General features: G+C 70.4%; 30 protein-coding genes. 19 read left to right on the forward strand and 11 right to left on the reverse strand.

Going from position 1 to position 25,551, the window contains the following annotated elements; genetic code table 11:
* Positions 1-115: 115 nt before the first annotated feature.
* The 3 genes from JL101_RS02705 to JL101_RS02710 all read left to right on the forward strand — a co-directional run bounded on the left by JL101_RS02705 (position 116) and on the right by JL101_RS02710 (position 1,108).
* Positions 116-295 (forward strand): hypothetical protein, encoded by a 180-nt coding sequence (locus tag JL101_RS02705; protein WP_203100342.1) that lies wholly within the window; start codon positions 116-118, stop codon positions 293-295.
* Positions 292-399, forward strand: a complete 108-nt coding sequence (locus JL101_RS36870) for a BrnA antitoxin family protein (RefSeq protein ID WP_203100341.1) — start codon at positions 292-294, stop codon at positions 397-399. Before JL101_RS02705 ends, JL101_RS36870 begins: the two co-directional genes overlap by 4 nt.
* A 289-nt stretch (positions 400-688) precedes the next feature.
* Positions 689-1,108, forward strand: a complete 420-nt coding sequence (locus JL101_RS02710; RefSeq protein ID WP_203100339.1) for a hypothetical protein — start codon at positions 689-691, stop codon at positions 1,106-1,108.
* 22 nt (positions 1,109-1,130) lie between these two features.
* On the opposite strand, the gene bla is transcribed toward JL101_RS02710, so the two are convergent.
* Entirely contained in the window at positions 1,131-1,964 is an 834-nt protein-coding gene (gene bla, locus JL101_RS02715; RefSeq protein ID WP_228435258.1) for a class A beta-lactamase, read from the reverse strand.
* A 363-nt stretch (positions 1,965-2,327) separates the two neighbouring features.
* Complete coding sequence (locus JL101_RS02720) at positions 2,328-3,593, reverse strand: alpha/beta fold hydrolase (protein ID WP_203100335.1); 1,266 nt, start codon at positions 3,591-3,593, stop codon at positions 2,328-2,330.
* A gap of 224 nt (positions 3,594-3,817) precedes the next feature.
* Here JL101_RS02720 and JL101_RS02725 point away from each other — a divergent pair, with 224 nt between their 5' ends.
* Positions 3,818-4,663: a hypothetical protein gene (locus JL101_RS02725; RefSeq protein WP_203100333.1), complete on the forward strand. Its 846-nt coding sequence runs from the start codon at positions 3,818-3,820 to the stop codon at positions 4,661-4,663.
* A 4-nt stretch (positions 4,664-4,667) separates the two neighbouring features.
* Here the strand turns inward: JL101_RS02725 and JL101_RS02730 are convergent, their stop codons facing one another.
* A complete protein-coding gene (locus JL101_RS02730) occupies positions 4,668-4,952 on the reverse strand; it encodes a hypothetical protein (RefSeq protein WP_203100332.1) in 285 nt (94 codons plus the stop codon).
* A gap of 474 nt (positions 4,953-5,426) precedes the next feature.
* Here JL101_RS02730 and JL101_RS02735 point away from each other — a divergent pair, with 474 nt between their 5' ends.
* The 6 genes from JL101_RS02735 to JL101_RS02760 all read left to right on the forward strand — a co-directional run bounded on the left by JL101_RS02735 (position 5,427) and on the right by JL101_RS02760 (position 11,055).
* Positions 5,427-6,197 carry a terminase small subunit gene (locus tag JL101_RS02735; protein WP_203100330.1) on the forward strand — a complete coding sequence of 257 codons (771 nt, stop codon included), beginning with the start codon at positions 5,427-5,429 and terminating at the stop codon, positions 6,195-6,197.
* Positions 6,198-6,226: 29 nt separating this feature from the next.
* Positions 6,227-7,444, forward strand: a complete 1,218-nt coding sequence (locus tag JL101_RS02740; RefSeq protein ID WP_203100328.1) for a multidrug effflux MFS transporter — start codon at positions 6,227-6,229, stop codon at positions 7,442-7,444.
* Entirely contained in the window at positions 7,441-8,142 is a 702-nt protein-coding gene (locus JL101_RS02745; RefSeq protein ID WP_203100326.1) for a M48 family metallopeptidase, read from the forward strand. The genes JL101_RS02740 and JL101_RS02745 overlap by 4 nt, the downstream gene beginning before the upstream one ends.
* A gap of 34 nt (positions 8,143-8,176) precedes the next feature.
* Positions 8,177-9,355: a multidrug effflux MFS transporter gene (locus JL101_RS02750; protein WP_203100324.1), complete on the forward strand. Its 1,179-nt coding sequence runs from the start codon at positions 8,177-8,179 to the stop codon at positions 9,353-9,355.
* Between the two features lie 118 nt (positions 9,356-9,473).
* A complete protein-coding gene (locus tag JL101_RS02755; protein WP_203100322.1) occupies positions 9,474-10,031 on the forward strand; it encodes an ankyrin repeat domain-containing protein in 558 nt (185 codons plus the stop codon).
* 34 nt (positions 10,032-10,065) lie between these two features.
* Positions 10,066-11,055: a cobalamin biosynthesis protein CobD/CbiB gene (locus JL101_RS02760; protein WP_228435259.1), complete on the forward strand. Its 990-nt coding sequence runs from the start codon at positions 10,066-10,068 to the stop codon at positions 11,053-11,055.
* A 37-nt stretch (positions 11,056-11,092) separates the two neighbouring features.
* Here the strand turns inward: JL101_RS02760 and JL101_RS02765 are convergent, their stop codons facing one another.
* The gene (locus JL101_RS02765; RefSeq protein WP_203100320.1) at positions 11,093-11,707 is read right to left on the reverse strand and encodes a histidine phosphatase family protein; all 615 of its coding nucleotides are present in this window, start codon (positions 11,705-11,707) and stop codon (positions 11,093-11,095) included.
* Positions 11,704-12,483, reverse strand: a complete 780-nt coding sequence (cobS, locus tag JL101_RS02770) for an adenosylcobinamide-GDP ribazoletransferase (RefSeq protein WP_203100318.1) — start codon at positions 12,481-12,483, stop codon at positions 11,704-11,706. The genes JL101_RS02765 and cobS overlap by 4 nt, the downstream gene beginning before the upstream one ends.
* Before the next feature lie 131 nt (positions 12,484-12,614).
* Here cobS and cobT point away from each other — a divergent pair, with 131 nt between their 5' ends.
* Positions 12,615-13,667 (forward strand): nicotinate-nucleotide--dimethylbenzimidazole phosphoribosyltransferase, encoded by a 1,053-nt coding sequence (gene cobT, locus JL101_RS02775; protein WP_203100316.1) that lies wholly within the window; start codon positions 12,615-12,617, stop codon positions 13,665-13,667.
* A 2-nt stretch (positions 13,668-13,669) separates the two neighbouring features.
* Positions 13,670-14,092, forward strand: a complete 423-nt coding sequence (locus tag JL101_RS02780; protein WP_203100313.1) for a DUF2141 domain-containing protein — start codon at positions 13,670-13,672, stop codon at positions 14,090-14,092.
* A gap of 3 nt (positions 14,093-14,095) precedes the next feature.
* Here the strand turns inward: JL101_RS02780 and gcvA are convergent, their stop codons facing one another.
* A complete protein-coding gene (gene gcvA / locus JL101_RS02785; protein WP_203100311.1) occupies positions 14,096-14,974 on the reverse strand; it encodes a transcriptional regulator GcvA in 879 nt (292 codons plus the stop codon).
* Between the two features lie 122 nt (positions 14,975-15,096).
* Between gcvA and JL101_RS02790 the strand changes: the two genes are divergently transcribed.
* Positions 15,097-15,309, forward strand: coding sequence for a DUF1127 domain-containing protein (locus tag JL101_RS02790; RefSeq protein WP_203100309.1), 213 nt, complete (start codon positions 15,097-15,099; stop codon positions 15,307-15,309).
* A gap of 9 nt (positions 15,310-15,318) precedes the next feature.
* On the opposite strand, the gene JL101_RS02795 is transcribed toward JL101_RS02790, so the two are convergent.
* Positions 15,319-16,116, reverse strand: a complete 798-nt coding sequence (locus tag JL101_RS02795) for an ABC transporter permease (protein WP_203100307.1) — start codon at positions 16,114-16,116, stop codon at positions 15,319-15,321.
* Positions 16,117-16,121: 5 nt separating this feature from the next.
* The gene (locus tag JL101_RS02800) at positions 16,122-16,880 is read right to left on the reverse strand and encodes an ABC transporter ATP-binding protein (protein WP_203100305.1); all 759 of its coding nucleotides are present in this window, start codon (positions 16,878-16,880) and stop codon (positions 16,122-16,124) included.
* Between the two features lie 88 nt (positions 16,881-16,968).
* Here JL101_RS02800 and JL101_RS02805 point away from each other — a divergent pair, with 88 nt between their 5' ends.
* The 4 genes from JL101_RS02805 to JL101_RS02820 all read left to right on the forward strand — a co-directional run bounded on the left by JL101_RS02805 (position 16,969) and on the right by JL101_RS02820 (position 19,747).
* The gene (locus JL101_RS02805; protein ID WP_203100303.1) at positions 16,969-18,309 is read left to right on the forward strand and encodes an ActS/PrrB/RegB family redox-sensitive histidine kinase; all 1,341 of its coding nucleotides are present in this window, start codon (positions 16,969-16,971) and stop codon (positions 18,307-18,309) included.
* 14 nt (positions 18,310-18,323) lie between these two features.
* Positions 18,324-18,908, forward strand: a complete 585-nt coding sequence (locus JL101_RS02810; protein ID WP_158043777.1) for an ActR/PrrA/RegA family redox response regulator transcription factor — start codon at positions 18,324-18,326, stop codon at positions 18,906-18,908.
* 94 nt (positions 18,909-19,002) lie between these two features.
* Positions 19,003-19,455 (forward strand): ferritin-like domain-containing protein, encoded by a 453-nt coding sequence (locus JL101_RS02815; protein WP_203100301.1) that lies wholly within the window; start codon positions 19,003-19,005, stop codon positions 19,453-19,455.
* A 97-nt stretch (positions 19,456-19,552) separates the two neighbouring features.
* Positions 19,553-19,747, forward strand: a complete 195-nt coding sequence (locus tag JL101_RS02820) for a hypothetical protein (RefSeq protein WP_158043779.1) — start codon at positions 19,553-19,555, stop codon at positions 19,745-19,747.
* Between the two features lie 15 nt (positions 19,748-19,762).
* On the opposite strand, the gene JL101_RS02825 is transcribed toward JL101_RS02820, so the two are convergent.
* Both JL101_RS02825 and JL101_RS02830 read right to left on the reverse strand, forming a co-directional pair.
* Entirely contained in the window at positions 19,763-19,942 is a 180-nt protein-coding gene (locus JL101_RS02825) for a DUF1289 domain-containing protein (RefSeq protein ID WP_203100299.1), read from the reverse strand.
* A 15-nt stretch (positions 19,943-19,957) separates the two neighbouring features.
* On the reverse strand, positions 19,958-21,025 hold the full coding sequence (locus JL101_RS02830) for an NAD(P)/FAD-dependent oxidoreductase (protein ID WP_203100297.1): 1,068 nt from the start codon (positions 21,023-21,025) through the stop codon (positions 19,958-19,960).
* Between the two features lie 174 nt (positions 21,026-21,199).
* Here JL101_RS02830 and JL101_RS02835 point away from each other — a divergent pair, with 174 nt between their 5' ends.
* Entirely contained in the window at positions 21,200-23,362 is a 2,163-nt protein-coding gene (locus tag JL101_RS02835; RefSeq protein ID WP_203100295.1) for a sensor histidine kinase, read from the forward strand.
* A gap of 224 nt (positions 23,363-23,586) precedes the next feature.
* Here JL101_RS02835 and JL101_RS02840 read toward each other — a convergent pair whose 3' ends face one another.
* The gene (locus tag JL101_RS02840) at positions 23,587-23,778 is read right to left on the reverse strand and encodes a hypothetical protein (RefSeq protein ID WP_203100293.1); all 192 of its coding nucleotides are present in this window, start codon (positions 23,776-23,778) and stop codon (positions 23,587-23,589) included.
* 292 nt (positions 23,779-24,070) lie between these two features.
* Between JL101_RS02840 and JL101_RS02845 the strand changes: the two genes are divergently transcribed.
* Positions 24,071-25,429, forward strand: a complete 1,359-nt coding sequence (locus JL101_RS02845; RefSeq protein ID WP_407697382.1) for a TldD/PmbA family protein — start codon at positions 24,071-24,073, stop codon at positions 25,427-25,429.
* The last annotated feature ends 122 nt before the right edge of the window (positions 25,430-25,551 follow it).

Raw genomic sequence — 25,551 nt, forward strand, 5'->3', positions numbered from 1 at the left:
GCGTCAAGCCGCGGGGCTTTTTCGTGGTGTGCGTCCTACGGGTATCCACGGTAAAGCCTTGGGCCGTAGCTACCGACGCCCTAGAGGCGCCGGGTAATTCCGATGGGGAGGGCCAATGACCGCGAACAGGCACGATTCCGGACCCGGCTGGGTAGATCCCGACGATGCTCCGGAGTTCACGGACGAGATGTTCGACCGTGCGGAGGTGACCATCGGCGGCGAGGTGGTCCGTGCCGCTTCCGTTACGGTCAAGCGTGCCGGGCAGCCAAACCATGCGGACCCCAAGAGCATGTGAATAACTGCCTTTCCGCCGCCGTCCTGCGCCATTCCAGGGCCGGTGGGCCGGGCTGGCAGACAAGGATCGACGAGGCTTTGAAGAAGGCGGCTGGAATCGAGTAATGCCAGCGTGATTTAGCAACAATCATCGATCAAGTCATGACGTGTTCGTAGGTCGGCCAAAGCGAAGCGGCAGCCGACACCAACGCGCCGGCTTTGTCGGATGCCGCTTCGCTTTGGCCGACCTACTGTTTCATGCCTGCGGCCGGTCAAACTCGAAAGCAATGGTATAAATTCGTGGCCTATGTGCTCACTGCCAAGGTGCCGCATTGACTTATCCTTGCACGGGGCTCATGCCGAAAGCCCACCGGGGTGCCCCTGACGGCGCGCCCGCGAACAAGGAGCAACGGTCATGCCCGTCCTCGACGGTATGCCGGCGGAGGAAAAGCGCCGCCGGTTCGCCGAAACGATCTCCCGCATGACCGCCGAGCGTTTTCCCGACGCGGCCGATCTACCCTTCGCCATCGCCGCCGTCGGCGCCCTGTCCGGCAGCCGCTTCTTCGGCGTCCGCTACAAGGCCGAAGCGGCCGGCTCCCGCGCCTGGGTGGCCCGGCCGCACGGCCCCGAGCGCACCGAGGTCTGGGACCCCGCGGCCCCTGCCTTCACCTGGAACTACTCGGAGTCGCTGCCCGGCGGCGTCGCGGCCTTCACCCCGGACGAAACGGGCATGGCGCGGCTGCACGCCCTGTTCGACGCCAAGGGCAACGACCTGACCGCCCTGGGTCGCCGCATCCACGCCCTGCTGACCGGCACCGAACCGGACGACGACTGACCCCGACCCGGCGAAGGGAGGCTCAAGCCCCCAGCGCGGTCTTCAACGCCCTGCCGATCTCCGCGATGGCCGCGTTTCGGTCGTCGAAGGAGGCTTTCGTCTCCGTCATGTAGATGCTCACGATGGTCGGCTTGCGGTTCGGCGGCCAGATCACGGCAACGTCGTTCATCGTTCCGTAATCGCCTCCGCCCGTCTTGTCGCCGATGCGCCAGTCCTTCGGCAGGCCCGCGCGAAGCTTCGCGTCCCCCGTCTTGTTGGACACGAGCCACGCCGTCAGCCGGTCGCGCGACTGCGGGGACAGGGTATTTCCCAGGACGAGCGACTCCAGGTTGGCGACCATGGCGGCCGGCGACGTGGTGTCGCGGGGATCGCCGGGCGTCGCCTCGTTCAGGTCGGTCTCCCGCCGGTCCAGCCGGGTCACGTCGTCCCCGAGGGACCGCGCGAACTCCGTGACGCCGGAAGGCCCGCCGAGGCTGTCCAGGATGATGTTGCCGGCCGTGTTGTCGCTCCGGGTCATCGCCGCCTCGCAGATTTCCGCGAGCGTCATCCCGGCGCCGCCGACCCTGTCCTGGGTCACGGGAGAGTATGTCACGACGTCGGCGGCCTCGAACCGGATGCGCCGCTCCAGGTCCTCCCGGCCGGCATCCACCTTCGCAAGCACGGCCCCGCAGGCGATCGCCTTGAAGGTGCTGCACAGGGGAAAGCGCTCGTCCGCGCGATGGCTCCAGCGGCGCCCCGATTCGGTATCCAGGATGGCCGCCCCCAACCGGGCGCCGAGCCTCCGTTCGACTTCGACCAGCTTTCCGGCCAGGTCTTCGCCGGACTCCGGCGCCGCCAGGACAATGCCCGGACGCAAGATCGCGCCTCCAGCCAGCAGGGAACCGACCATCGCCGAAAAGCCGCGCCGCGTCACCGTCAACCGCATACCGCACTCCATACCGCATCGATGCTGCCAGTCGGCGTTTCTGCACCTTTGAATTGCCGACGGCCGGAAGCTATCCGACAAAGCGGGATCCGGCAAACTCCATGAGGTTGCGAAGACCGGCTCCGCCTCCGGCGGGTGCATGCAAACCGTTCCACACGACGCGATAGCTTGAGCCGTGGCACACCGTTTCGGCTGCCCTGGATCGGTCCGACGGACCCCAGAACGCTTCAGATCGTGGTCGTGAACAGGGCAGGCGGTTCCTCCCGACATCCCATCGCCACCTGCAATCCCGGATCAGCGGGCCAGTTCGTCCAGCCTGTCGGCCTGAGAGGCTGCCGCCTGCCGGGCCGCGGGTGCCGGAGCCAGCGCCGGCACCTCCCGGTCGCGCACGCGGACGAGGCGCGCCGGACCCATCGGCAGGCGCGTGGCCGCCACCGCGAACAGATGGAACGCCCCCAGCGCCGCAACCGCCCACCGGCCCGCGGCCGGCTCTTTCCGGAGCCGCGTCGCCGATGCCAGCAGCAACTCCATGCCGCTGGATGCGTCGATATTGAGGTGGACCGTCATCGGGATCTTCCGGACGGCCCCGAGTTCGTAGTCGGTGAACAGGCTGTATGCCGATGCCGACATGGCGGTCAGGGTCAGCAGCTTTCGCGTCCGGGGGCCGCACGCCAGCGCGTGGGGCAGGGCGAGGCACAGGGCGGCCGTCGCATAGTCCAGCATCCCGTGGGTTCGTGTGCTGATCGGCTGCGGCGGGGCGAGCGGGTCGTGCTCGTAGTCGGATCCCGGAACGACGATCCGGTTGCTTTCGGCGGCCGGCCGCCCGTCCAGTTCACCGTCCAGGAAGGAATGGATCAGCCGGGCCGTGACATACGCGGCGGTGTAATGGACATTGTGCGCCGCCCCCTCGACCACCACCAGCCGCCCGTCGGGCAGCAGCCGCGTGAAATCTTCCGCCCAGGGCTGCGACAGCGTCTGGTCGTACTGCCCGCGGATCACCAGCGCCGAAGCCCGCACCTTCGGGAGCCTTTTCTCGATCGGGTCGTCCACGGTGCGGCGGAGCTGCTGGGCCATGCGGGGGATTCCGGCCGACGCGTACTCGACCTGGAACAGCGAATTGAGCGACGGCGTCTCGAACGGCATGTTCATGACGACGCGCGGGTACTGCTTCATCGGCGTGCGGTATGCCGGATCGGGCGTCGGGCCGGCCAGGACGAGCCGGTCCACGCGGTCGGGGAAGCGCACCGCGACTTCCACGGCGACCTGAACCCCGATGGAGTTGCCGAACAGCACCGCCTTGTCGACGCCGCAGGCGTCCATCCAGGCGATCAGTTGCTCCGCCTGTTCGAGGACGTCCGGTCCGGCCGGCCACCGTGCTCCGGCCGGTATGGGCGAGCGGCCGAAACCCGGCAAGTCGGGCGCCAGAACGTCATGACCGATCGCCGCGAGGCGGCGGCCCAACGGGACCATGTACCGGCTCGACAGGCCCAGCCCATGCACCAACACGATCGGTGGTCGGATCCGTCCCGCCGGGTTGTCGGTCCACATGCGCGAATGCATGCTGATTCCGAGCGGGGCCACTTCTGTCCAGACGCTGCGAGGCATGAAGGACCGTTCAGTCTTTCCGAGGATTCCCATGGTTCCGTCCGATGCTGCGTTCCGTTGTGAAAAATCGTGTGGTCCGCCAACATGCACACGGAAAGAAGGGTTCCGGCGTATCGCCGCCGCCGGCATCGCGCTATCCTCGCGCCCGAACGCCCCATTCCAGGTTTCAACGGAACTCCATGCCGCTCCTCCCCCAGCAGATCGCTCCCGTGGACGAACGGCAGGCCGCGCTGACCGATGGCTGCCTTTCGGGCCACACCGGCGCGCTGATGGACTATTTCCTGGCGCTGAGGGCGGAAACCGACGCGGCCCTGGCGCCCCGGCTCGGGGCGGCGGCCGGAAAGCCTTACCCGTACGGGCGGTGCGCGGAAATCAACAGCGACCTCTTCACCCGGCTGGCTCGGCGCGTCAAGGAACCGGCCACGGACGTTGATCGGACCCTTCGTGACTTCGTTTCGCAGGGGGGAATCGTCCGAACGGTCTGGGGCGTCCTGCGCGGCCAGTATTTCCAGAACGCCATCCAGTTCGGCGGCCTCTACGTCGATGTCTCCAACGACACCGTCGTGTTGACCAAGCCCAAAGTCGAGATCCTGCCGATTGCGGAGTCCGGGCTGGTCCCGGTGCGCGACCTCGCGCATTTCCGGGCCACGGCGGAGTCCTACTGGGGAGCGGCGATCTACGCCAACCATCTGGTGCCGTCGCTCGCCCCGCTGCTGCCGATGATCTCGGCCAGCCCGGGCCGTCTGCGGCCGGGAATGCAGTCGGCCTGCGACTACATGATCGCCCTGATGTGCCTCGACGGGTTCCGGCAGGCGGAGGACTGGCTCCGCGACGGCCCGGCCCCACCGGCGGAGATCGCCTCGGCGGTTCTGGCATCCGTCCCCCCCGACCTGCGCGCCCGGACTGCCGACGGCAGGGCCGAGTCGCTCGAAGCCTGCCGGTGGGCTCGCGCCTCCGGCTGTGACCGGGACCAAGGCTGGCGCGACGTTCGGGTGAAGGAATACCTGCGTACCGTGCGCGCTTAAGGGGTCAGGGCGGATAGCGGCCCGTACCGCGTGACGCAGACGAAGCCTCCGTCCGCATGCCCCCGCCCAGGCCGCCGTTCACGACGCTGATGGTGGTGCCGTCCGGCTTGTCGATCTGGATGCCGCCTTCGAAACGGCGCATGGACGCGATCCCGGTCTCGTCGAAGATCGGCATGCCGTTCTGCCAACAGCGGATCGCGGTCGCCCGCGAGTCAAGGGGGCGCCGCAGTGCCGGGGCGGCGTCCGTCCCGTCGTCGGCACCGTCGCCGGCCCGTCCCGGGGCGGGCAAGGCCAGGCTATTGACCGGTTAAGGCCTGGACATGCAGTGCCGCCTCCCGGTCATAACATGACGGGAAGCGGCATCGTTCCGGCCGATGCCTGTCGCTATAATAGGGGTTCTCACACCCCGGGACGGCATAAGGCCACCTCGCTCACAGAAGGCGTATCGGGAGTGGTGGTGTCAAGACCTTCTCACGGCGCTCGGCCAATGCGCCCGCATGCATCGCAGGTCGGCCGAAGCCGGGATATCGGGGTCAGGCCAACATTTCCTCCGAAGGTTGAATCTATGGAAAGCCGTTGGGAAATGGTGGTCTGACCCCGATATCCCTCGTCCGCACCAACGGCCCATATCCACAGTTCGTCAATACTGTCATTCATGGCCGCTAGGCGCATTGTCCGCGCAAAACCCCTCAAAAACCTTGATAACTGCTGAATTATAGGATAAATATCCTTTACCTGCCCCCTCCCTCAAAGGCGCGCCGCCGTGACCCAACTCGCCGCTTCCCCTCCCGCCATCCGTCTCGGCCACCGCCAGGAACTCTTCTGCCAAGCCATGGCAGCCGGGACCGCGGCGGCGGAGGCGGCCCGGCGGGCGGGTTATTCGTCGAAGGGGGCGAAGCAGCGCGGCCATTTCCTGATGACCCAGCCGGAGATCCGCGTCCGCATCGACCGGATCCGCGCCGGACGACGCGCGATGCACCAAGCCGAACTCGACCGCGCCGCCGGCCTGGTCGACACCATCATTGCCGACGCGATGGAGAAGGGGCGGTCGGCGCTGGCGCTGCGGGCGATCCAGTTCCGCCTGAAGCTGCTCGGCGTGATCCAGGACCGGCGCATCGCCCATCACTTCCACGATCACCGTTTCTCCCCGGATGCCGACGTGGAGACCCTGGCTCCCGACCCCGCGGAGTGGATGGACGGCATCGACTCCGCCCCGGAACCCACACCCACCCCCGCACCCCAGGACGCCGCAGCCCCCGATACCGCAGTGACCGACGCCGCAGTGACCGATGATGACCTTTCGCCACCTGCGGACAGTGACCCGGACTGCCTGCCCGCCGGCTTCGTCGAGGCCCTGAAGGCCGAGCTTCCGCCCGACATCCTCGCCGGGTTCCTGGACGGAATTCCGGCCGACCTGCTGGATGACCTTCCGGAGGAGATCGCCGGCCTGTCCTGGGCCGAGCTGGCCTCGCGCCTCAGAGGGTTTTCCGGCATGCCTGCCCCGTCCGGCGGCGACCGGCACGGCCATTGGTAAAACGCGCCGGCCCCTCTATAACAGCCTCCATGCCCGATACCCGATCCTCCGCCATGACGCTGCTGGTGACCGCGATCACCGCGCTCGGCCCCCTCACCATGTCCATGTACGCGCCGTCCATGCCGACGATCGCCCAGGCGCTTGACACCACGGCGGGCATGGTCCAGGTGACCCTCAGCATCTATCTCACCGGGTTCGCGGTCGGCCAGCTCGTCTACGGCCCGCTGTCGGACCGGTTCGGCCGCCGACGCGTGCTGCTGCTCGGGCTCGTGGTGTTCATCGCGGGCTCGGTCGGCTGCGGCCTCGCCGGCGACATCGAGACGCTGATCGCGGCCCGGCTGGTCCAGGCGCTGGGCGCCGCCGCCGGTCCCGCGCTGGGCCGCGCCATGGTCCGCGACATCTATACCCGGGAACAGGCGGCGCGGGTGCTGTCCTTCATCGGCATGGCGCTCGCGGTGGCGCCGGCGATCGGGCCGGTGCTCGGCGGCTACCTCCAGGTCTGGTTCGACTGGCACGCGATCTTCGCCGTGCTCGGCGCTTTCGGGCTGACGCTGCTGGTGGTCGTCGCCTTCCGCATGCCGGAAACCAACCCCGTGCCCGATTACCAGGCCCTGCGCCCGTCCCGCATGGCCTCCAACTACACCGACCTGATGCGGCACGGCGGCTATGTCGGCTACATGGCGGTCGGCGCCGTGACGCTGGGCGGGCTGTTCACCTTCTACGCCGTGGCGCCCTTCATCTTCATCGACCTGATCGGCCTGTCGCCGGAACAGTACGGCTGGACCACCAGCATCACCGTCGTGGGCTACCTGATCGGCGGGGTCGCCGCCAACCGGCTGGTCGGGCGCCTGGGCATCGACCGCATGATCATGATCAGCACGATTCTGGTCCTCGGCGGGTCCGGGCTGATGCTGGCCTTCAGCCTCGCCCATATCGTCACCGTCGCCAGCGTGATCGGCCCCATGGCGCTCTGGACCATGGGAATGGGCCTCGCGCTGCCCAACTCCATGGCCGGCGCCATGAGCCCGTTCCCCCGGATCGCGGGGGCCGCGTCCGCCCTGATGGGCTTCATGCAGATGGCGGTCGGGACGGCCGGCAGCATCGCGGTCGCCCGACTCAGCGACGGGACCGCGCTGGCCCCGGCGCTGGCGCTACTGGCCTTCGCCCTGGTCGGCTACGGACTCTATTGGCGGCTGGTCTGGTGCCGCCGCGGTTCCTCCGGGACCCGGCCGGGAGGAACGCCATGACCGCCCGGGCGCGCCCGCTGGCGGTCACCGGCCTGCCGGCCGCGGCGCTGGAACTGCGGGAGAGCGCACGGGCGACCCGGCTGACGCTCCGCGTCGATCCCGGCCGGGACGTGATCCAGGTCGTCGTCCCGGTTGGCGTCAGCGAGGCGGAGGCCGCGCGCTTCGTCGGGCGGCACGCCGAATGGGTGCGCGGCCGCCTCGCCGCGATGCCGCCGCGCCGCCCCTTCGCCGAGGGCTCGGTCGTCCCGGTGCTGGGCACCGACCACGTGATCCGCCACGCCGCCGGCTACCGTGGCGCCACGCACCGGGCCTCGGGGGAGATCCGGGTCGGAGGCGAGCCCGAGTTCGTCGCCCGCCGGGTGCGCGACTTCCTGATGCAGGAGGCCCGGACCGAGCTGGCGCGCCGCTCGCGGGCCAAGGCCGCGACCATCGGCAAGCGGGTCGCCGCGGTGACCGTGCGCGACACCCGCAGCCGCTGGGGAAGCTGCGCCTCCTCCGGCCGGCTGTCCTTCTCCTGGCGGCTGATCCTGACGCCCGAAGCCGTGTTCGACTATGTCGTGGCCCACGAGGTCGCCCATCTGCGGGAGATGAACCACGGCAGCCGCTTCTGGGCGCTGGTCGCGACCCTGACGCCCGAGGTCGAAGGCCCGCGCGCCTGGCTCAAGGCCAACGGCGCCTCGCTGCTGCGCTTCGGCTGATCCCCGATTCCCGATTCCCGACCCCAAGGCCGCCATGCCCCGCCCCGACAGCCGAGCGATCGCCGTCCTGCTGACCCTGCTGGTCGCGTTCGGGCCGCTCTCCACCGACCTCTACCTGCCGTCGCTGCCGACGCTGGTCCGCGTGTTCGGCAGCGACATCGCGACGGTCCAGCTGACGCTCAGCGTCTTCCTCGTCGGCTTCGCGGTGTCCCAGCTCGTCTACGGGCCGCTGTCCGACCGGTTCGGCCGGCGCCCGGTCCTGATCGGCGGCATCGCCGTCTTCGTGGTCGCCAGTGCCGCCTGCACCCTGGCCGGCTCGATCGAACAGCTGATCGCGGCGCGCTTCTTCCAGGCGCTGGGATCGTGCTGCGGCCCGGTCCTGGGGCGCGCCGTGGTGCGCGACGTCTACGGGCGGGAGCGGGCGGCCTCCGTCCTGGCCTACATGGCGATGGCCATGGCGCTCGCCCCGGCGATCGGGCCGGCGGCCGGCGGCTACCTGACCGGGCTGTTCGGCTGGCGGGCCAATTTCGTGTTCCTGACCGTCTTCGGAGTCGCGATCCTGGCCGCCGTCTGGACGATGCTGGAGGAGACCAACAGCCGGCGCGATGCCACGGCGCTGATGCCCCGCCGGCTCGTCTCCAACTACGCGTCGCTGGCGCGCAGCCGGACCTTCGCCGGCTATACCCTGTGCCTGGCGGCGATCTACAGCGGGATGTTCGCCTTCATCTCCGGTTCGTCCTTCGTCCTGATCGAGCAGTTCGGCCTGTCGCCGGAACGCTACGGCATGGCCTTCGGGGTGATCGTCGTGGGCTTCATGATCGGCACCTTCAGCGCCGGCCGGCTGACCCGGCGGCTCGGGGTGGACCGGCTGATCGGGGCCGGCTCGACCCTGTCGGGCCTGTGCGGCCTCGCCGGGCTGGCGCTGGCGGTGGCACGGGTGGACCACACGGCGGCGATCCTGGCGCCCATGTTCGGCTTCATGATCGGGGCCGGGCTGCTGATGCCCAACGCCCAGGCCGGCGGGCTGGGGCCGTTCCCGACCATGGCCGGGACGGCCTCGGCCCTGATGGGCTTCACCCAGATGGGACTGGCTGCGGTGTCCGGCATCCTGGTCGGGTCCCTCCAGGACGGGACCCAGGTCCCCATGATGGCCTCGGTCTGCGCGGGCGCGCTGGCGGCCGCGGCCTCCTACCGGTTCCTGATCCGCCGATAGGGTTCGCTTATATCCTCGGCCGATCGGTGGTGGCGGACCGCCGGGCGGATTGGCTACACTCGGCACCGGCCGCACAGCGGTACCCCTTCAGCGCCCTTCAGCAATGGAAGAACACGCCATGAGGAAGATACTGGCCGCGTGCCTGCTCGCTTTCGCTTTCGCGTTTCCCGCCCCGGCGGGTGCGCAGACCGTGCTGTTCCAGGCGCCGCCGATCATCAAGGCGGCGGTCGAGAACAACTACGAGGCCATGCGCTCGCTGCTGGTCAAGGGCACCAGCGCCAACACCGCCGACGGCAACGGCAAGACCCCGCTGATCTACGCGGTCGCGGCATCCAACGCCGACATGGTCCAGCTCCTGCTGGAGAACAAGGCGAACCCCAACATGGCCGACAAGAGCGGCAACGGCGCGCTGTTCTGGGCGGCGGGGCAGGGCGACCCGATCGTGATCGACCTGCTGATCAAGGGCGGCGCCCGGATCGACCAGGAGAACCGGCAGGGCGCCACTCCGCTGATGGAAGCGGCCCGCACCGGCAAGCTGGAGGCGGTCCAGAAGCTGCTCGCCGCCGGGGCGAAGGCGGACCAGGCGGACTTCACCGGGCGCAACGCGCTGGACTGGGCACAGGACGGGCGCAACCAGCGCGTCGTCGCGGCGCTGCGCCAGGCCGGCGCCCGCTGACCTCCGCGGCTCCATAGAACGCCGCCGGCCCGCCATGCCTTTCCCGACCTTCGGGCCGATGCCCGGTGGCGCCGAGTCGCTGCTCCTCCTGCCGATCGCGCTGGCGCTCGCGGCGCTGGCCGGCGACTGGCCGGTGGTGGACGGGGTGCTCGGCCTGCCGCGCCGGCTGGCCCTGGGATCGGCCGGCTGGCTCGACCGGCGGCTCAACCGCCTGAACCGGAGCCCCCGGAACCGACTCGTCCGCGGCCTGCTGGTCACCGTCCTGTTCGCCGTCCTGGCTGTCGCCGCCGGGCTGGCCCTGACGGTGGCGCTCCGTTTGCTGCCCTACGGATACGCGGTGGAACTGGCCCTCGTCGCCGGCGCGCTCCAGGTCCGGCGGCCGTGGAACCGGCTGCGGACCACGATGCGGGCGCTGGAATGGAAGGGGCTGTCGGCGGGGCGCGACGCCGTCCGCGACCTGACCGACCGCCACGCCCTCGGCCTGGACGAGCACGGCGTCGTCCGGGCCGCGGTCGAGGGGGCGGCCCGCGCGCTGGACGGTCGGGTGGTGGCGCCCGCCGTCTGGTACGCCCTGGCCGGACTGCCCGGCATTCTGCTGTGGACGGCGCTGGACGCCCTGGACCGGGCGATCGGCGACCGCGGGCCGCGGCACGACCGGTTCGGCTGGGCGACCGCGCGCCTGCACGCGGCGCTCGGTTGGATTCCGACCCGCCTGACCGGCCTGCTGCTGGTTCTGGCCTGCCCGTTCGTGCCCCGGACCCGCACCGGCGAGGCGGCCCGCACCCTCGCCGCCGCCGCGCCGGCCCCGGTCGCCGCGATCGCCGGCGCGCTGGACCTGTCGCTCGGCGGTCCCCGCCGGGAAGGCGAGGTGATGGTCCGCGCTCCCTGGATCGGCGAGGGCCGCGCCCGCGCCATCCCGGCCGACATCAGGCCCGCCCTGGCGCTCTACGCCGTCGCGTGCCTCCTGCTGGCCGGCCTCGCAGCGGCCGGCGCCGCCGCGCTGCACTATGCCAACGGCTTGTAATGCTGGCCGACCTACGAAGCCGCACTGCATACGCGCTCTAAAGGGCCGGCCGGTTGACGCCGACGATCCGCCAGGCGGGCTTCGCCCGGTCCAGCGGGATATGGTCGATCCGGGTCACCGACAGGGGATCGACCTGAAACATCAAGGCCGCCGCCGGGGGGATGCCCAGCGCCACCGCCAGCGCCGCCCGGATCGCGCCGGCGTGGCAGATCGCCACGACGTCCCGCCCGGCATGGAGTTCCGAGTTCCGCTCCAGCGCCAGGGCGACCCGGCCCACCACCTGCTCGAAGCTCTCGCCGCCCGGCGGCCGGGTGGTCGCGGGAGCCTCCCAGAACCGGGCGACCCGCCCGTCCTCGTCCATGGCGGCCAGCTCGTCGTGGCTGAACCCCTGCCACGCGCCGAAATCCTGCTCCAGCAGCCCCGCCTCGACGGTCATGTCCGTCGCGGCGCCCCAGATCGCCTCGGCGGTACGCCAAGTGCGGGACAGCGTCGTCACCATCCGCACCGCGCCGGCCGGCAGCAGCCGGGCAAGCGCCTCGAAAGCCGGGGCGTCGCCGCAGTCCGCTTCCAAATCGAGCTGGCCGTGGATCCTGCCTTCCGGGTTGATCACCGGGGCATGCCGCACCAGCCACCAGCGGGTGACAGGGTTCATGGCAGCACCGCCGCCAGGACCAGCAGCACGGTGATCTCCACCCCCTGCTGGCAGGCGCCCAGAACGTCGCCGGTATGGCCGCCGACCTGGGCCCGCGCCAGTTCGGCCAGGGCCAGCGCCGCGACGATCGCCGCCGCCAGGACCGGGAGCGCTGCAGGTCCCAGGGCCAACCCCGCCAGGCAGGTTCCCAGCGCCAGCGCCATGGCGATCCGGGTGCCCGGCGGCGCTCCCAGCCCGGCGGCCAGCCCGTCGGTCCGGGCCGGGTCCAGATAGCCGTAGACGGCCGGCACCATCGCCCGCGACAGCGCGCCGGCCCCGATCAGCGCCGCCGCGACGGCCAGCGGGTCGGCCAGCGCCGCCAGCGCCGACCAGCGCAGCCCGACCGAGAACAGCAGCGCCAGCACGCCGTAGCTGCCCAGGCGGCTGTCGCGCATGATGGCGAGCTTGGCCATTTTGTCGCGCCCCCCGCCGAAGCCGTCCGCCACGTCGGCCAGCCCGTCCTCGTGCAGCGCCCCCGTGACGGCGATCTGGAAGCCCAGGGCCAGCAGTGCCGCCGCCATGGATGTCAGGCCCAGCAGGGTCGCGGCGGCATAGACGGCGCCCGCCGCCAGCCCGAGTCCCGCGCCGACCACGGGATACCAGCCCAGCGCCCGCCCGTGCAGGTCCGTCGGCATGGGGCCGTCGAACCGGACCGGCAGCCGGGTCAGGAAGATGAGGGCGGCGGCGATTTCGTCGCCCGGCCGGGCGGACGCCTTGGTTTGGGAACTCTCTGACATGGATGCGGTATAAGGCAGGGCAGGTCCGTTCGGAAGGCTTTTGACCGGCCCGGTCTTTCCTGCCAAGGTGCCGCCCGAATCGTGCCCCATACCTCTCCCGCACCCCGTTTCCGCAAAGCCGAGACAGCGCCATGGCCAATCCGCAACCCGCCGTCACCTTCGACGAGATCCGCGCCCTGATCCGCGACCTGCCGGGCCCCGACCTGGAAGCGGGCACGGCGGCGCTGGCCCGGCAGAACCAGCTCACCAAGCCGCGCGGCTCGCTCGGCCGGCTGGAGGAACTGGCCCAGTGGATGGCGACGTGGCAGGGCAAGCACCCGCCCGAGCTGCGCCGGCCTCGGGTCAGCGTCTTCGCCGGCAACCACGGCATCGCGGCGCGCGGGGTCTCGGCCTATCCGGCGGAGGTCACCGCCCAGATGGTGCAGAACTTCATCGACGGCGGCGGCGCCGTGAACCAGCTGTCGGAGGTGGCCGACGCCGACCTGCGCGTCTACGAGCTGGACCTGGAGCGCCCGACCCAGGACTTCACCGCCGGCCCCGCCATGTCGGAGGAAGGCTGCGCCCGCGCCATGGCCTACGGCATGATGGCGGTGGAGCAGGGGCTCCACCTGCTCTGCCTGGGGGAGATGGGCATCGCCAACACCACCTCCGCCGCGGCGCTCTGCACCGCGCTGTTCGGCGGCGACCCGGCCGACTGGGTCGGCCCCGGCACCGGCGTGGACGCCACCGGTCTGGCGCTCAAGGTCGAGACGGTGGCCGCCGGCCTCGCTGCCAATCCCGGCGCCTCCGCCGATCCGCTGGAGGCGCTGCGCTGCCTGGGCGGCTACGAGCTGGCCGCCGTCGCCGGCGCCGTCGCCGCGGCCCGGCTGGCCCGCACGCCGGTGGTCCTGGACGGCTACGCCTGCACTGCGGCGGCGGCCGTCCTGGCGAAGCTCGACCCGCGCGCCCTCGACCACTGCCTGATCGCACACCGCTCGGCCGAGCCGGGGCACGCCCTGCTGATCGAGAAGCTGGGCAAGCAGCCCCTGTTCGACTTCGGCATGCGCCTGGGCGAGGGATCCGGCGCCGCCCTGGCGATCCCCATCCTGAAGGCGGCGGTGGAGTGCCATACCGGCATGGCCACCTTCGCCGAGGCCGGGGTGAGCGGGCAATCGTCCGGGCCGTCGGCCGGCCAGGTCCACTGACCATGGGAAAAGCCGCCCTGCTGGCGGTCGCGGCCGCGACCCTGTGGGCCGCGGGCGCATCGGCTTCCGAGCTGCGGGTCACGGTCCGCGGCGTTCCGTCCGCCGACGGCGACGTCAAGGTCGGGCTCTACGCCACGCCGGAAGCCTTCGAGAAACGGGAGCGGACCTTCGGGGAGGCGGCTCCCGCCAGGGCGGGCGATGTGGTGGTGGTGTTCCGCGACCTGGCGCCGGGCCGCTACGGCATCGCCGCGATCCACGACATCAACGGCAACGGCAAGCTCGACTCGAACCTGCTGGGGGTCCCGACCGAGCCCTTCGGCTTCGGCAACGACGCGAAGGTGAACTTCGCGCCGCCCGACTTCGCCGACATGGCCGTCACCGTGGGCGCCGGGACCGTGGAGACCTCGGTCACCCTGCGCCGCTGATCCTCAGCTTCGGCGCGCCTCCTCCAGCAGCCAGTCGCGGAACGCGGCCAGCGCCGGCCGGTCGGCCAGGTGCTTCGGGCTGACGAGCTGGTAGCTGCCGAGCCGCGCCTCAAGGCCGGGGAAGGGCACCGCGAGCCGGCCGGCCGCGATGTCGTCCTGGACCAGCGACAGGTCGGCCACCGTGACGCCGTGCCCGTCGGCCGCGGCCTGGATCGCCAGGTCCTGGGTGTCGAAGATCTGGCAGTTGCGGTCCACGTCCAGGTCGGGGGTGCCCGCCAGCTCCAGCCAGGCCCGCCACTCGCTCTGGTGCGGGTCGGGGTGGAGGATCGTGCAGCGCGCCAAGTCGGCGGGAGCCTTCAGCCGGTCCAGCAGGGACGGCGCGCACAGCGCGGTCAGCCGTTCCTCGAACAGCGGGTCGGCGCGCAGCCCCGGCCAGGGGCCGACCCCGAACACGATGCCGGCGTCGAAATCGTCGCGGTCGAAATCGACCCATTCCCAGCCGGTGTTCAGCCTGACCCGGATGTCGGGACGGCTGGTCTGGAACCGGATCAGCCGGCGCATCAGCCAGCGGATCGTGAAGGTCGGCGGCACCTTGACCTGGAGGTCGTGGGCCCGCGCCTCGACCCGCGCCGCCGCCTGGGCGATCCGATCCAGCCCCTCGGTCACCCCCGCCAGCAGCACCTTGCCCTCGTCGGTCAGGGCCAGGGCGCGGGGCAGGCGCTGGAACAGCGTCACGCCCAGATGGTCCTCCAGCCCCTTGACCGCCCGGCTGACCGCGCCCTGGGTCACGTGCAGCTCCTCCGCCGCGACCGTGAAGCTGAGATGGCGGGCCGCGGCCTCGAAGGCGCGCAGCGAGTTGAGCGGCGGCAGGCGGCGGGACATGGCGGCCTATGCATGAGTTTCGCTCATGCAGACTATGAGAACTCATGGTTTGTGCGCAAGCACCCGGCATCATAGATCAGGCTTATCGAAAACATCGCACACCGCACGCCGAGGAGGCTGCCATGATCAGAACTCAAACCAGGCATGCGCCGGCGCTGCCCGTCGCGTTCCCCGCAATGCCGTTGGCCAGCCTTGCCGGGCTGCCGGCCCTGTGGCGCCGCCGCGCGCTGACCCGCCGCGATCTCGCCCGCATGGACCGACACCTGCTGTCCGACATCGGCCTGACCGAGCAACAGGCCCTGGCGGAGGTCTCCAAGCCGTTCTGGCGGGAGTGAGAAACGCCGCTACTCCCCGGTCTGGAGCAGGGAACCGCGCACCCGGGCGACGTTGAAGTAGTGCAGGAAGACGAACGCCGCCGCGGCCATGTAGGCGGCGTTCAGCCCGACCGCCCAGGCCAGATGGTCCCAGCGCATCGCGTCTTCGAACATCAGCGCCCGCATGCCTTCGAAGACGTGGGCCGAGGGGAGCGCCCAGGCCACCGCCTGGAGCCAGCCGGGCAGCACAGCGACCGGGTAGTAGACCGCGCTGACCGGCGCCAGCAGGAAGACCGCGACCCAGGCCAGGCTCTCGGCGCCCAGCCCGTGCCGCAGGATCAGCGCCACGATCAGCAGCCCGAGCCACCAGCCCATGACGATCAGGTTGGCGAAGAACCCGACCAGCGGCAGTCCCATGTCGAAGATCGAATAGCCGAAGACCGGGATCGCCAGCAGGCCGGCGGGGATGGTGCCCAGCAGCGTCCGGATCAGGCTCATGGTCATCAGTGCGGCGACCCACTCGCCCGGCCTCAGCGGGCTGACGAACAGGTGGCCCAGGTTGCGCGACCACATCTCCTCCAGGAACGACACCGATACGCCGAGCTGGCCGCGGAACAGCACGTCCCACAGCAGCACGGCGGCGATCAGCACGCCCGCGGCCTGCGCCACCCAGGTGCTGTTGGTCGCCATGAACTGGCTGATGAAGCCCCACAGGATCATCTGCACGGTCGGCCAGTAGGCCAGCTCCAGCAGGCGCGGCCAGGATCCGCGCAGCAGGTACCAGTAGCGCAGCACCATGGCCGATACCCGGCGGACGGAACCTGCCATGGCGCTCACTCCGCCGCGTCCGCGACGCCGCCCGGTCGGCGGTCGCGCGCGATGTCCAGGAAGACGTCCTCCAGCGTGTCGCGGCCGTAGCGTTCCAGCAGCTCGGCCGGGGTGCCTCGGTCGACGATCGCGCCGCCGCGCATCATCAGCACCAGCCCGCAGAGCCGCTCGACCTCCGGCATGTTGTGCGACGCCAGCAGGATCGTGGCGCCGGTCTCGCGGCGGTAGGTCTCCAGGTAGGTCCGGATCCAGTCGGCGGTGTCGGGGTCGAGCGAGGCCGTCGGCTCGTCCAGCAGCAGCACGTCGGGGCGGTTGAGCAGGGCCTTGGCGAGCGCCACGCGGGTTTTCTGCCCGGCGGAGAGCTGCCCCGTCGGCTTCTTCAGGAAGCGCGCGACGTCGAGCGCCTCCGCGATCTCGGCGACCCGGCGGCGGACGCCCGACAGCCCGTAGAGATGGCCGTAGACCGTCAGGTTCTCGGCGACGGTCAGGCGGTGCGGCAAGTCGACATAGGGCGACGAGAAGTTCATCCGCGGCAGCACCCGGTGGCGGTGGCGCAGCATGTCCTCGCCCAGCACCTCGATGGTGCCCGACGTGGGCAGCAGCAGGCCCAGCAGCATGGAGATGGTGGTGGTCTTGCCGGCGCCGTTGCCGCCGAGCAGGCCGGCGACGGTGCCGGCCGGCACGGCGAAGCCGATGCCGTCGACCGCCGTGATGGCGCCGAACCGTTTGGTCAGGTGATCGACTTTGATGACAGGCTGGGACATAAGCAGGCTATATGGCGGACCGTCCAGCCGCTGACCACCCCCTCGACACCGTGCCCCTCCGTCCCAGCCCGACACCCGGCAGCCCACCATGATCGAAGCCGCACCGCCGCCGCGTTCCGGTCCAGCCTCTCCCCCGGTCGTCACGCCGATCGCCACCGCGATCGACGGCCGGGTGACCCTGCGGACCCTCATCCTGATCCGCTGGATCGCCGTCGTGGGACAGTTGACGGCGGTGCTGTCCGTCCATTTCGGCTTCGGGTTCAAGCTGCCGCTCGGGCCGGCGCTGGCCGCCATGGGGGCGTCGGTGCTGCTGAACCTGGCGGCGCAGGCCCAGCGCGGCACCCGGCCCCGGCTGGCCGACCGCGACGCCGCCCTGTACCTGGGATACGACACGCTCCAGCTCACGCTGCTGCTCTACCTGACCGGCGGCCTCCAGAACCCCTTCGCGATCCTGATCCTGGCGCCGCTGACGGTGGCCGGCACGATCCTGTCCAGGGTCAGCGTGATCGCGCTGACCGTGCTGGCGCTGTGCTGCCTGACCGGGCTGGCGCTGTGGCAGTTCCCGCTGCCCTGGGCCAACGGCGCGGTCGGGCTGCCGCCGCTCTACCTGCTCGGCATCTGGCTGTCGCTGTCGCTGTCGGCGATCTTCATCACAGCCTATGTCTGGAGCGTCGCGCAGGAGGCGCGCTCGATCTCCGACGCGCTGGCCGCCAGCCAGATGGCGCTGGAGCGCGAGCAGCGGCTGTCGGCGCTGGGAGCGCTGGCGGCGGCGGCCGCCCACGAGCTGGGCACCCCGCTCGGCACCATCCACCTCGTCGCCAAGGAACTGGCGAGCGAGATCCCGCCGGACAGCCCGCTGGCGGAGGACATCGCCCTGCTGCAGAGCCAGAGCCTGCGCTGCCGGGACATCCTGGCCGAGCTGTCCCGGAAGCCCGAGGCGGAGGGCGGCGAGCCGTTCGACCGGCTGACCGTCCCGGCGCTGATCGAGGCCGCCGGCGCTCCGCACCGGCTGGGCCACATCAAGTACCTGCTGGAGACGGAGCCGGTGGCCGGCCCGCCCGTCCCGATGATCCGGCGCAGCCCGGAGATCATCCACGGCCTGGGCAACCTGATCCAGAACGCCACCCAGTTCGCCCGGTCCACCGTCACCGTGCGCGCCCGCTGGGACGAGGAGGCGCTGACCATCACCGTCAGCGACGACGGCCCCGGCTTTCCCCAGAGCCTGCTGAACCGGATAGGCGAGCCCTACATCTCCACCCGCGTCGAGGGCGGCCGGGCCGAGGGCGGTTCGCATATGGGGTTGGGCATCTTCATCGCGCAAACCCTGCTGGAGCGTACCGGGGCGGAAGTCATGTTTGCCAATAGTCGTAGCGGCGGGGCGCAAGTTGTCGTACGGTGGAATCCACCGATTTTCGACACGAAAGGCTGAGGACGGGAACGCGAATGACTTCCGACATCGGTCCGACAGGCGAAGCAGCCAAACTCACTTTCTCCGGTGACGCCTCGCGCAGCCTCCTGGTTGTCGATGATGATCCCCCGTTCCGCAACCGCCTGGCCCGCGCGATGGAGAAACGCGGTTTCGACGTCGTCGCGGTCGACAGCGTCGCGATGGGGATCGAGGTCGCCCAGGAATCGGCGCCCGTGTTCGCCGTGGTCGATCTTCGGCTGGGCGACGGCAGCGGGCTCGACGTGGTCGCCGCGCTGCGCGACGCCCGCCCGGACAGCCGGATCGTGGTCCTGACCGGCTACGGCAACATCGCCACCGCGGTCGCGGCGGTCAAGGCGGGGGCGGTCGACTATCTGCCCAAGCCGGCCGACGCCGACGCGGTGGAGGCTGCGCTGCTGGCCGACGGCCGTCCGCTGCCCCCGCCGCCGGACAACCCCATGTCGGCCGACCGGGTCCGCTGGGAACATATCCAGCGGGTGTTCGAGCAGTGCGACCGCAATGTCTCGGAGACGGCGCGCCGCCTGAAGATGCATCGCCGCACCCTTCAGCGCATCCTGAACAAGCACGCGCCCCGGGGCTGAGCCTGCCGCCGGGTCCGGGGGTCGGACCCGGCGATGGGAACCAAGTCAGGGAATCGCTCGTTATCGCCGGTGTGAAACATCGGTGGAGCGGGCCATGACCAAGGACGAGATCGTCGATACCCTAAACGATCTGATTCAGATCACCGAGGACAGCCACGAAGGGTATCGGAAGTCGGCCGAGGATGCCCAGGACCCCGATCTGAAGACGCTGTTCAACGATCTCTCCGCCCAGCGGGGCGCCATGGTCCGCGACCTCCAGAAGCACGTGGCGGAGCAGGGCGGGGCGCCGGAGGCCAGCGGGACCATGCTGGGAGGCGCCCACCGGTTCTTCGTCGACCTCAAGTCCGCCGTCGTCGGCCGCGACCGGGCCGCGATCATCCAGGAGGTGGAGCGGGGCGAGACCGAGGCGGTCCGCCGGTACGAACAGGCGCTCGACAAGGATCTTCCCACCCATCTCGCCAGCGTGATCAGCCAGCATCTCGCGCGGATCCGCTCCGACCGCGACCGTCTCGCGGCGGTCAAGCAGGGCTCGAAGCAGGCTTCCTGACCGTCGAATCGGAACGGACGGTCGCAACGGAACGGGCGGGGGCGTGTTGGAGACCGAATACGCCTTTCGTCCAGACCCCTCACACAGGAGACCGCCGATGGCAACCAACGCCGAGATCGCCGCCAAGCTGCTGAGGGATGCCGCATCCTTCTTCCGGCATGTCGGGGAGCAGAACGATCCGATCCGGGAACAGATGGACACCAACGCCCAGGCCTACGAGACCATCGCCGGGCTGGTCGAGACCGAACCGACCGCCCAGTTCGACCTGGCGGAGCGCGGGCCGGACGCCTGAGGCTCCGGGCGGTCCCTAGCGCCGCCTCCGATCCTCCAGCGCCGCAAGGATCTCGCGGCGCTCCCGGGGCGGCTTGGCGCCCCAGCCGGCGATCTCGTCCAGGGTCCGCAGGCAGCCCCGGCAGAAGCCCGAGACCGGATCGATCACGCAGACCCGCGTGCAGGGCGACGGAACGTAGTTTTCATCGAATGTCATGGCGGCGGGACGGTATCAAACCGGCGCGCCATCCGCCAGGATCCGATCGGCCAGAGCCAGGCCGCTGAGGAACGCGCCCTCGACCCTGCCGCCCAGGCACCAGTCGCCGCAGGCGCCCAGGCCGCGCTCCGGATCGTACAGGCATTCCTGTTCCAGCCCCCGGACCGGGATCGAGAAGCGCCAGCGGTGCGCGGCGAGATGGTCCGCCTCGGCCGCCCCGAGTCCCGCCAGTTCCCGGAACGCCGCCGTCAGCCGGGCGATCACCGCGGCCGGATCGTCCTCGATATGGCGCTGCGACCATTCGGGCGAGCCGTGGAGCACCCAGGTCTCGCCCCCTCCGGCGTCCCGGCCCGGCTTGGAACTGTCGCGGGCGATCCAGGAGAGCGGCGACTCCATGACGAAGGCCCCGTCATAGTCCGGCCCGAGCGGCCGCGGGAAGCGGGCCATCACCGACCAGCATCCCGCCATCACCGCGTCGGCCGCCGCCGCGGCGAGATCCGGCGCCTCGGCCAGCAGGGGCACCGCCTGGGGCGAGGGCACGGCGACCGCCACCCGGCCATAGCTTCCCAGGTCCCGTCCGGCCTCGTCCCGCAGCCGCCATCCGTCGTCTCCCTGAACGACCTCCGCCACCCGCACGCCGCTGCGGGGAGCGACCGACCGCGCCAGCAGGCGGGCGGGAGCGGTCATTCCCGGCGTGCCGACGAATCGCTCGCCCGGCGATTCCTCGATGCCGCCGTCCTTTCCGATCCGGACAATCCGCCCGGTCCACGGCGCGGCGGCGCCTTGCGCGACCCAGTCCTCGACCCGGTCGCGGAAGCGGGGATCCCGGGCGGTGAAATACTGGGCGCCGTGGTCGAACCGCAGGCCGGCGTCTCCCCCCGCACCGCCGCCGGCGTCCGCCCGGCGAGTCGCCATCCGGCCGCCCGGCGCGCGCCCCTTGTCGAACACGGTTACCGGCCAGCCCCGGCCGATCAGCCGCTCCGCGCAGGCCAGGCCGGAAAGCCCGGCTCCGATCACGGCGACCCTGGGAGGTCCGCTTCGGGCGGATCCTCCCGGAAACCCGATCACCGTCCCGTCGCTCATGGATGCCCCCTCGACGCTTCTTGCCATCGGGGATGAGAAGTAGCCCGGTGCGGCTATTCATCCAGGCTCACGGTTGGCACATGCCGGATGAGCCATTGCGGGTTAGGCTGATTCGGAGATAATACCGCTAAAATGCATCTGTAACTATTTGCTGGCAGGTCGGTGTTGGTACGCGTGGGCGCGGAAACAGCGGGAGGACCCAGGGTCCGGGACCGGGCTCCGGATCTGGATCCGGAACGCCGCAGGCGCGACCGCCGGATGACGCTGGCCTGCGTCGTCCTGTGCGGGCTGCTGCTGTCCGTCTCAATGTTCCAGGTGGTGCGCCAGCAGACCGCCGCCCAGATCGCCGAGATCCTGGACGTGCAGGCGGTCCACATGACCGAGACGATCCAGCGCCGCGTCCGCATGCTGGAGGATACCGTCAGGGCGACCAGCGCCCTGTTCAGCGCGTCGGGCGTGGTCACGTCCGGGGAATTCGCCGGATTCATCGACCATATCCTGCCCGAACGCGACGGCGTAGACCTGCTGTTCTGGACGCCGCCGGCCGAGGACCGCATCGTCGCCCGCTACGCCATCGCGACCCCCGGGAACCGGGCGGAGGATCTCGCCGTGGAGTCCAGCTCGGACCTGCGCGCCCTCGCCTCGGCGGTGCTGGCCGGCCTGCCGATGGCGACCGGCGTCGTCCGCGACCTGGAAGGCACGGACGGGACCGGCTACCGCTTGGCGGTCGCGGTGCCGACGCGGCAGCGGGAGGACGGGGCGGTCAACGGAGCCGCCGTGGCCCTCGCCACCCTCAGGGACCTCTTCCGCGAGGTCCAGGGCGAGCAGGGGACCGGAACCTTGCCGCTCTCGCTCCGGGTGTTCGATCCGGAGCATCCGGAAGAGCCGCTCTACAGCCGGGACTACACGCCCAGCCTGGGCCTGCTGGCCCTCGTCGGTCCTGTGGTCCGAAGCACCCGCATCGTGGTCGCCGACCGTATCTGGATCGCGGAGTTCCGGGCCGTCATGCTCGGCCTGCCGCCCGCGCTGGCCCTGGCCCCGGCCGGAGCGCTGCTGGGCGGGCTCGTGCTGACCGCGATGCTGGCTGCCTACCTGATCGCGTCCCAGCGCCGGGCCGCCGATGTCGGCGCGCTGGCGGGCCGCCTGGAGCGGATCAACCGCGAACTCGAGCATCGCATCCGGGAGAACGAGCGGACCGCGGCGGCGCTGGGCGAGAGCGAGCGCAAGTACCGGGATATCTACGAGAACGCCGCCGAGGGCATCTTCCAGACCTCGCCCGAGGGGCGGATGCTGAGCGCCAATCCCGCCCTGGCGCGGATCTACGGCTATGGGACGCCCGGGGAGGTGCTGGCGGCCCTGCAGGACATCCGGCACCAGCTCTACGTCGATCCGAGGCGCCGGGACCAGTTCGCCCGCCTGCTGGACCGATACGACACGATCCACGGCTTCGAGTCGGAGATCCGCCGCAAGGACGGCAGCGTCATCTGGATCTCGGAAACCGCCCGCGCCGTGCGCGACGCCGCCGGCCGGCTGCTCTATTACGAGGGCAAGGTCGAGGACATCACCGACCGCCGTGCCGCCGAGGAGCTTCAGCGGCTCGCCCGGGAGGAGGCGGAACTCGCCGGCCGCGCCAAGTCCGAGTTCCTGGCCAACATGAGCCACGAGCTGCGCACGCCGCTGAACGCCGTGATCGGCTTCTCCGAGATCATCAAGAACGAGATGTTCGGTCCGGCGGGCCGCCCCGAATATGTCGAATACGCCCGCGACATCCATGAGAGCGGCACGCAGCTGCTGGAATTGATCAACGACATCCTGGACATGTCGAAGATCGAGGCCGGCAAGAAGGAGCTTCAGGACGCGGTGGTCGATATCGGCCGGGTCGCCCGGAACTGCGTCCGGCTGGTCGAGGGGCGCGCCCAGTTCGGCGGCGTGGCGGTCGCGGTCGACCTGCCGCCGGACCTGCCGCCCGTCCGGGCGGAGGAGCTGGCGCTGAAGCAGATCATCGCCAACCTGTTGACCAACGCGGTCAAGTTCACGCCCAAAGGCGGCCGGGTGCTTGTCTCGGCCGACATCGAACCGGACGGAAGCCTGGCCGTCGCCGTGGCCGACACGGGCATCGGCATCGCGCCGGAAGACATGGAGAAGGCCCTGGCGCCCTTCGGCCAGATCGACAGTTCCTTCAGCAACAAGACGCAGGGAACCGGTCTCGGCCTGCCGCTTGCCCGGTCGCTCGCGGCGCTGCACGGCGGAACCCTGTCGATCGAGAGCATGCCGGGGCGGGGCACCACGGTGACCGTCCGCCTGCCGTCTGAGCGGGTGATCCGCAAGGTCGCCTGACCAGCCGCACTCCCGGGAAAGCACGCGCGGCAAAAAAAGAGGCCGCCATGAAGGCGGCCCGGAGTCTAGGGAGGAAACGCCCAAAGAGGCGTCGCAGCATCTCTGCTGCAGTGCAAAATATAATGTACGGTTCAGTACATCGCAAGCCCAATCGCGGTTTTTCCCATCCTACTTTCGTCCGACGGGCGCCCCATGGGGCAGGCTCGGCCTGCGCCGGTCGCGGTTCAGGCGGCGTTGCGCAGGCCGTCGTTGGCCGGCGTCGGCGTCACGGCGCCCGTGATGATCGAAGCGGCCGGCCGGGCGGAAACCTGCTCGACACCGGTCAGCCTACGGGTGATGACCATGCTGACCACGGCGTGGGCGACTGCCAAGAGGGCGAGGATGGCGATGGCTTCGAAATTGGTCCCAGTCAGCATGGATCGGCTCCGGTTCGGTAGGAAGTGCGGCAGGATGTCTGCCGGGATGCGTTGGAAGGAAGATGCTCCCGATCGATTTGGATGTCAAACACGGTATGCCGTATTTTGTATACCAGAACCGAAGAGCAGCCCTGCATTCCGGGGATGCCTGCCGACGGCCGCTGCGGGCGGGGTGCGAAAGGGTGCGAAAATATGCGGGACAGGCCCATCTCTCCCCTGCCATCTTTCGCCGACACGGCCCACTTTGATAGGGACGTCCGAAAGAGCGTGCGCGAAATGAAATGGACCGGAGATGTCGATGCCTGCTGATTCCCACAACGCCTCCCTCTCCCTGCTGGAAGACCTGATCGGGAAGGCCAAGGCCGCCGGCGCCGATGCCGCCGACGCGGTGCTGTTCGACGGCGCCTCCCTGTCGCTGTCGCAGCGGCTGGGCCAGCCGGAGCGGCTGGAGCGGGCGGAAGCCGGCGACCTGGGCCTGCGCGTCTTCGTCGGCAAGCGCCAGGCGATCGTCTCGACCACCGACCGCAGCGCCGACACGCTGGCGGCCCTGGTCGAGCGCGCCGTCGCCATGGCCCGCAACGTGCCGGAGGACCCGTTCAGCGGCCTCGCCGATCCCGACCAGCTCGCCCGGGGCTGGCCGACCGACCTGGAGATGGACGACCCGACCGAGCCATCGGCCGAGCAGATGATCGAGCAGGCGCGGATCGCGGAGGAGAGCGCCCTGGCGGTCCAGGGCGTCACCAATTCCGAAGGGGCGGAGGCGAGCTGGAGCCGCTCCCACGTCGCCATCGCCGCCAGCAACGGCTTCGCCGGCACCTATTCCATCTCGCGCCGCAGCCTGTCGGTGTCGGTGCTGGCCGGGTCCGGCACGGGGATGGAGCGCGACTACGAGTACAGCTCCAAGGTCTTCGCCGAGGACCTGGCCTCGGCGGAGGAGATCGGCCGGGGCGCCGGCGAGAAGGCGGTGCGCCGGCTGAACCCGCGCAAGGTCAAGACCTGCCAAGTGCCGGTGGTCTACGACCCGCGGGTGTCGCGCGGCCTGATCGGCCACCTGTCCGGGGCGATCACCGGGCCGTCGATCGCGCGAGGCACCAGCTTCCTGAAGGACAAGATGGGCGAGCAGCTGTTCAGGGCCGGGATCACCATCGTGGACGACCCGCACGTGCGGCGCGGCCTGCGGTCCAAGCCGTTCGACGGCGAGGGCGTCGCCAATTCCCGGCGCAACATCATCGAGGACGGGCGGCTGACCACGTGGCTGCTCGACCTGCGCTCCGCCCGCCAGCTCGGCCTGACCTCGACCGGGCATGCGTCGCGCGGCACCTCCGGCCCGCCCTCGCCCTCGCCCAGCAACCTGTACATGGCGCCGGGAACCCGCACGCCGGAGGAGCTGATCGCCGACATCGGCCAGGGCCTCTACATCACCGAGCTGATGGGCATGGGCATCAACGGGATCACCGGCGACTACAGCCGGGGTGCCGCCGGCTTCTGGATCGAGAACGGCAAAATCGCCTATCCGGTCAGCGAGCTGACGGTCGCCGGCAACCTGAAGGAGATGTTCAAGGTCCTGGAGCCGGCCAGCGACCTGGAGTTCCGCTACGGCATGGACGCCCCGACGATCCGGATCGAGGGCATGACCGTCGCCGGCACCTGACCCTTCGGACGGCCGGCCTCGGCGGAGGCCGGCCGTCCGGCACGTCAGATCGTCGTCGCCCCCCGGGTGTGGGTGCCGTCGGCATAGACGATCACCTCGAACCGCCGGATCTCCGGGTTGAA

Origin of the sequence: Skermanella rosea (genome assembly GCF_016806835.2) — a bacterium.
Classification (GTDB): Bacteria; Pseudomonadota; Alphaproteobacteria; order Azospirillales; family Azospirillaceae; genus Skermanella; species Skermanella rosea.

Excerpts from the sequence above, each read along its gene's own strand:
- JL101_RS02705 (WP_203100342.1), top strand. The coding sequence starts at position 116 with ATGACCGCGAACAGGCACGATTCCGGACCCGGCTGGGTAGATCCCGAC.
- JL101_RS02710 (WP_203100339.1), top strand. The coding sequence starts at position 689 with ATGCCCGTCCTCGACGGTATGCCGGCGGAGGAAAAGCGCCGCCGGTTC.
- JL101_RS02720 (WP_203100335.1), bottom strand. The coding sequence starts at position 3,593 with ATGCATTCGCGCATGTGGACCGACAACCCGGCGGGACGGATCCGACCA.
- JL101_RS02725 (WP_203100333.1), top strand. The coding sequence starts at position 3,818 with ATGCCGCTCCTCCCCCAGCAGATCGCTCCCGTGGACGAACGGCAGGCC.
- JL101_RS02740 (WP_203100328.1), top strand. The coding sequence starts at position 6,227 with ATGCCCGATACCCGATCCTCCGCCATGACGCTGCTGGTGACCGCGATC.
- JL101_RS02745 (WP_203100326.1), top strand. The coding sequence starts at position 7,441 with ATGACCGCCCGGGCGCGCCCGCTGGCGGTCACCGGCCTGCCGGCCGCG.
- JL101_RS02750 (WP_203100324.1), top strand. The coding sequence starts at position 8,177 with ATGCCCCGCCCCGACAGCCGAGCGATCGCCGTCCTGCTGACCCTGCTG.
- JL101_RS02755 (WP_203100322.1), top strand. The coding sequence starts at position 9,474 with ATGAGGAAGATACTGGCCGCGTGCCTGCTCGCTTTCGCTTTCGCGTTT.
- JL101_RS02760 (WP_228435259.1), top strand. The coding sequence starts at position 10,066 with ATGCCTTTCCCGACCTTCGGGCCGATGCCCGGTGGCGCCGAGTCGCTG.
- JL101_RS02765 (WP_203100320.1), bottom strand. The coding sequence starts at position 11,707 with ATGAACCCTGTCACCCGCTGGTGGCTGGTGCGGCATGCCCCGGTGATC.
- cobS (WP_203100318.1), bottom strand. The coding sequence starts at position 12,483 with ATGTCAGAGAGTTCCCAAACCAAGGCGTCCGCCCGGCCGGGCGACGAA.
- cobT (WP_203100316.1), top strand. The coding sequence starts at position 12,615 with ATGGCCAATCCGCAACCCGCCGTCACCTTCGACGAGATCCGCGCCCTG.
- JL101_RS02780 (WP_203100313.1), top strand. The coding sequence starts at position 13,670 with ATGGGAAAAGCCGCCCTGCTGGCGGTCGCGGCCGCGACCCTGTGGGCC.
- gcvA (WP_203100311.1), bottom strand. The coding sequence starts at position 14,974 with ATGTCCCGCCGCCTGCCGCCGCTCAACTCGCTGCGCGCCTTCGAGGCC.
- JL101_RS02790 (WP_203100309.1), top strand. The coding sequence starts at position 15,097 with ATGATCAGAACTCAAACCAGGCATGCGCCGGCGCTGCCCGTCGCGTTC.
- JL101_RS02795 (WP_203100307.1), bottom strand. The coding sequence starts at position 16,116 with ATGGCAGGTTCCGTCCGCCGGGTATCGGCCATGGTGCTGCGCTACTGG.
- JL101_RS02800 (WP_203100305.1), bottom strand. The coding sequence starts at position 16,880 with ATGTCCCAGCCTGTCATCAAAGTCGATCACCTGACCAAACGGTTCGGC.
- JL101_RS02805 (WP_203100303.1), top strand. The coding sequence starts at position 16,969 with ATGATCGAAGCCGCACCGCCGCCGCGTTCCGGTCCAGCCTCTCCCCCG.
- JL101_RS02810 (WP_158043777.1), top strand. The coding sequence starts at position 18,324 with ATGACTTCCGACATCGGTCCGACAGGCGAAGCAGCCAAACTCACTTTC.
- JL101_RS02815 (WP_203100301.1), top strand. The coding sequence starts at position 19,003 with ATGACCAAGGACGAGATCGTCGATACCCTAAACGATCTGATTCAGATC.
- JL101_RS02820 (WP_158043779.1), top strand. The coding sequence starts at position 19,553 with ATGGCAACCAACGCCGAGATCGCCGCCAAGCTGCTGAGGGATGCCGCA.
- JL101_RS02825 (WP_203100299.1), bottom strand. The coding sequence starts at position 19,942 with ATGACATTCGATGAAAACTACGTTCCGTCGCCCTGCACGCGGGTCTGC.
- JL101_RS02830 (WP_203100297.1), bottom strand. The coding sequence starts at position 21,025 with ATGAGCGACGGGACGGTGATCGGGTTTCCGGGAGGATCCGCCCGAAGC.
- JL101_RS02840 (WP_203100293.1), bottom strand. The coding sequence starts at position 23,778 with ATGCTGACTGGGACCAATTTCGAAGCCATCGCCATCCTCGCCCTCTTG.
- JL101_RS02845 (WP_407697382.1), top strand. The coding sequence starts at position 24,071 with ATGTCGATGCCTGCTGATTCCCACAACGCCTCCCTCTCCCTGCTGGAA.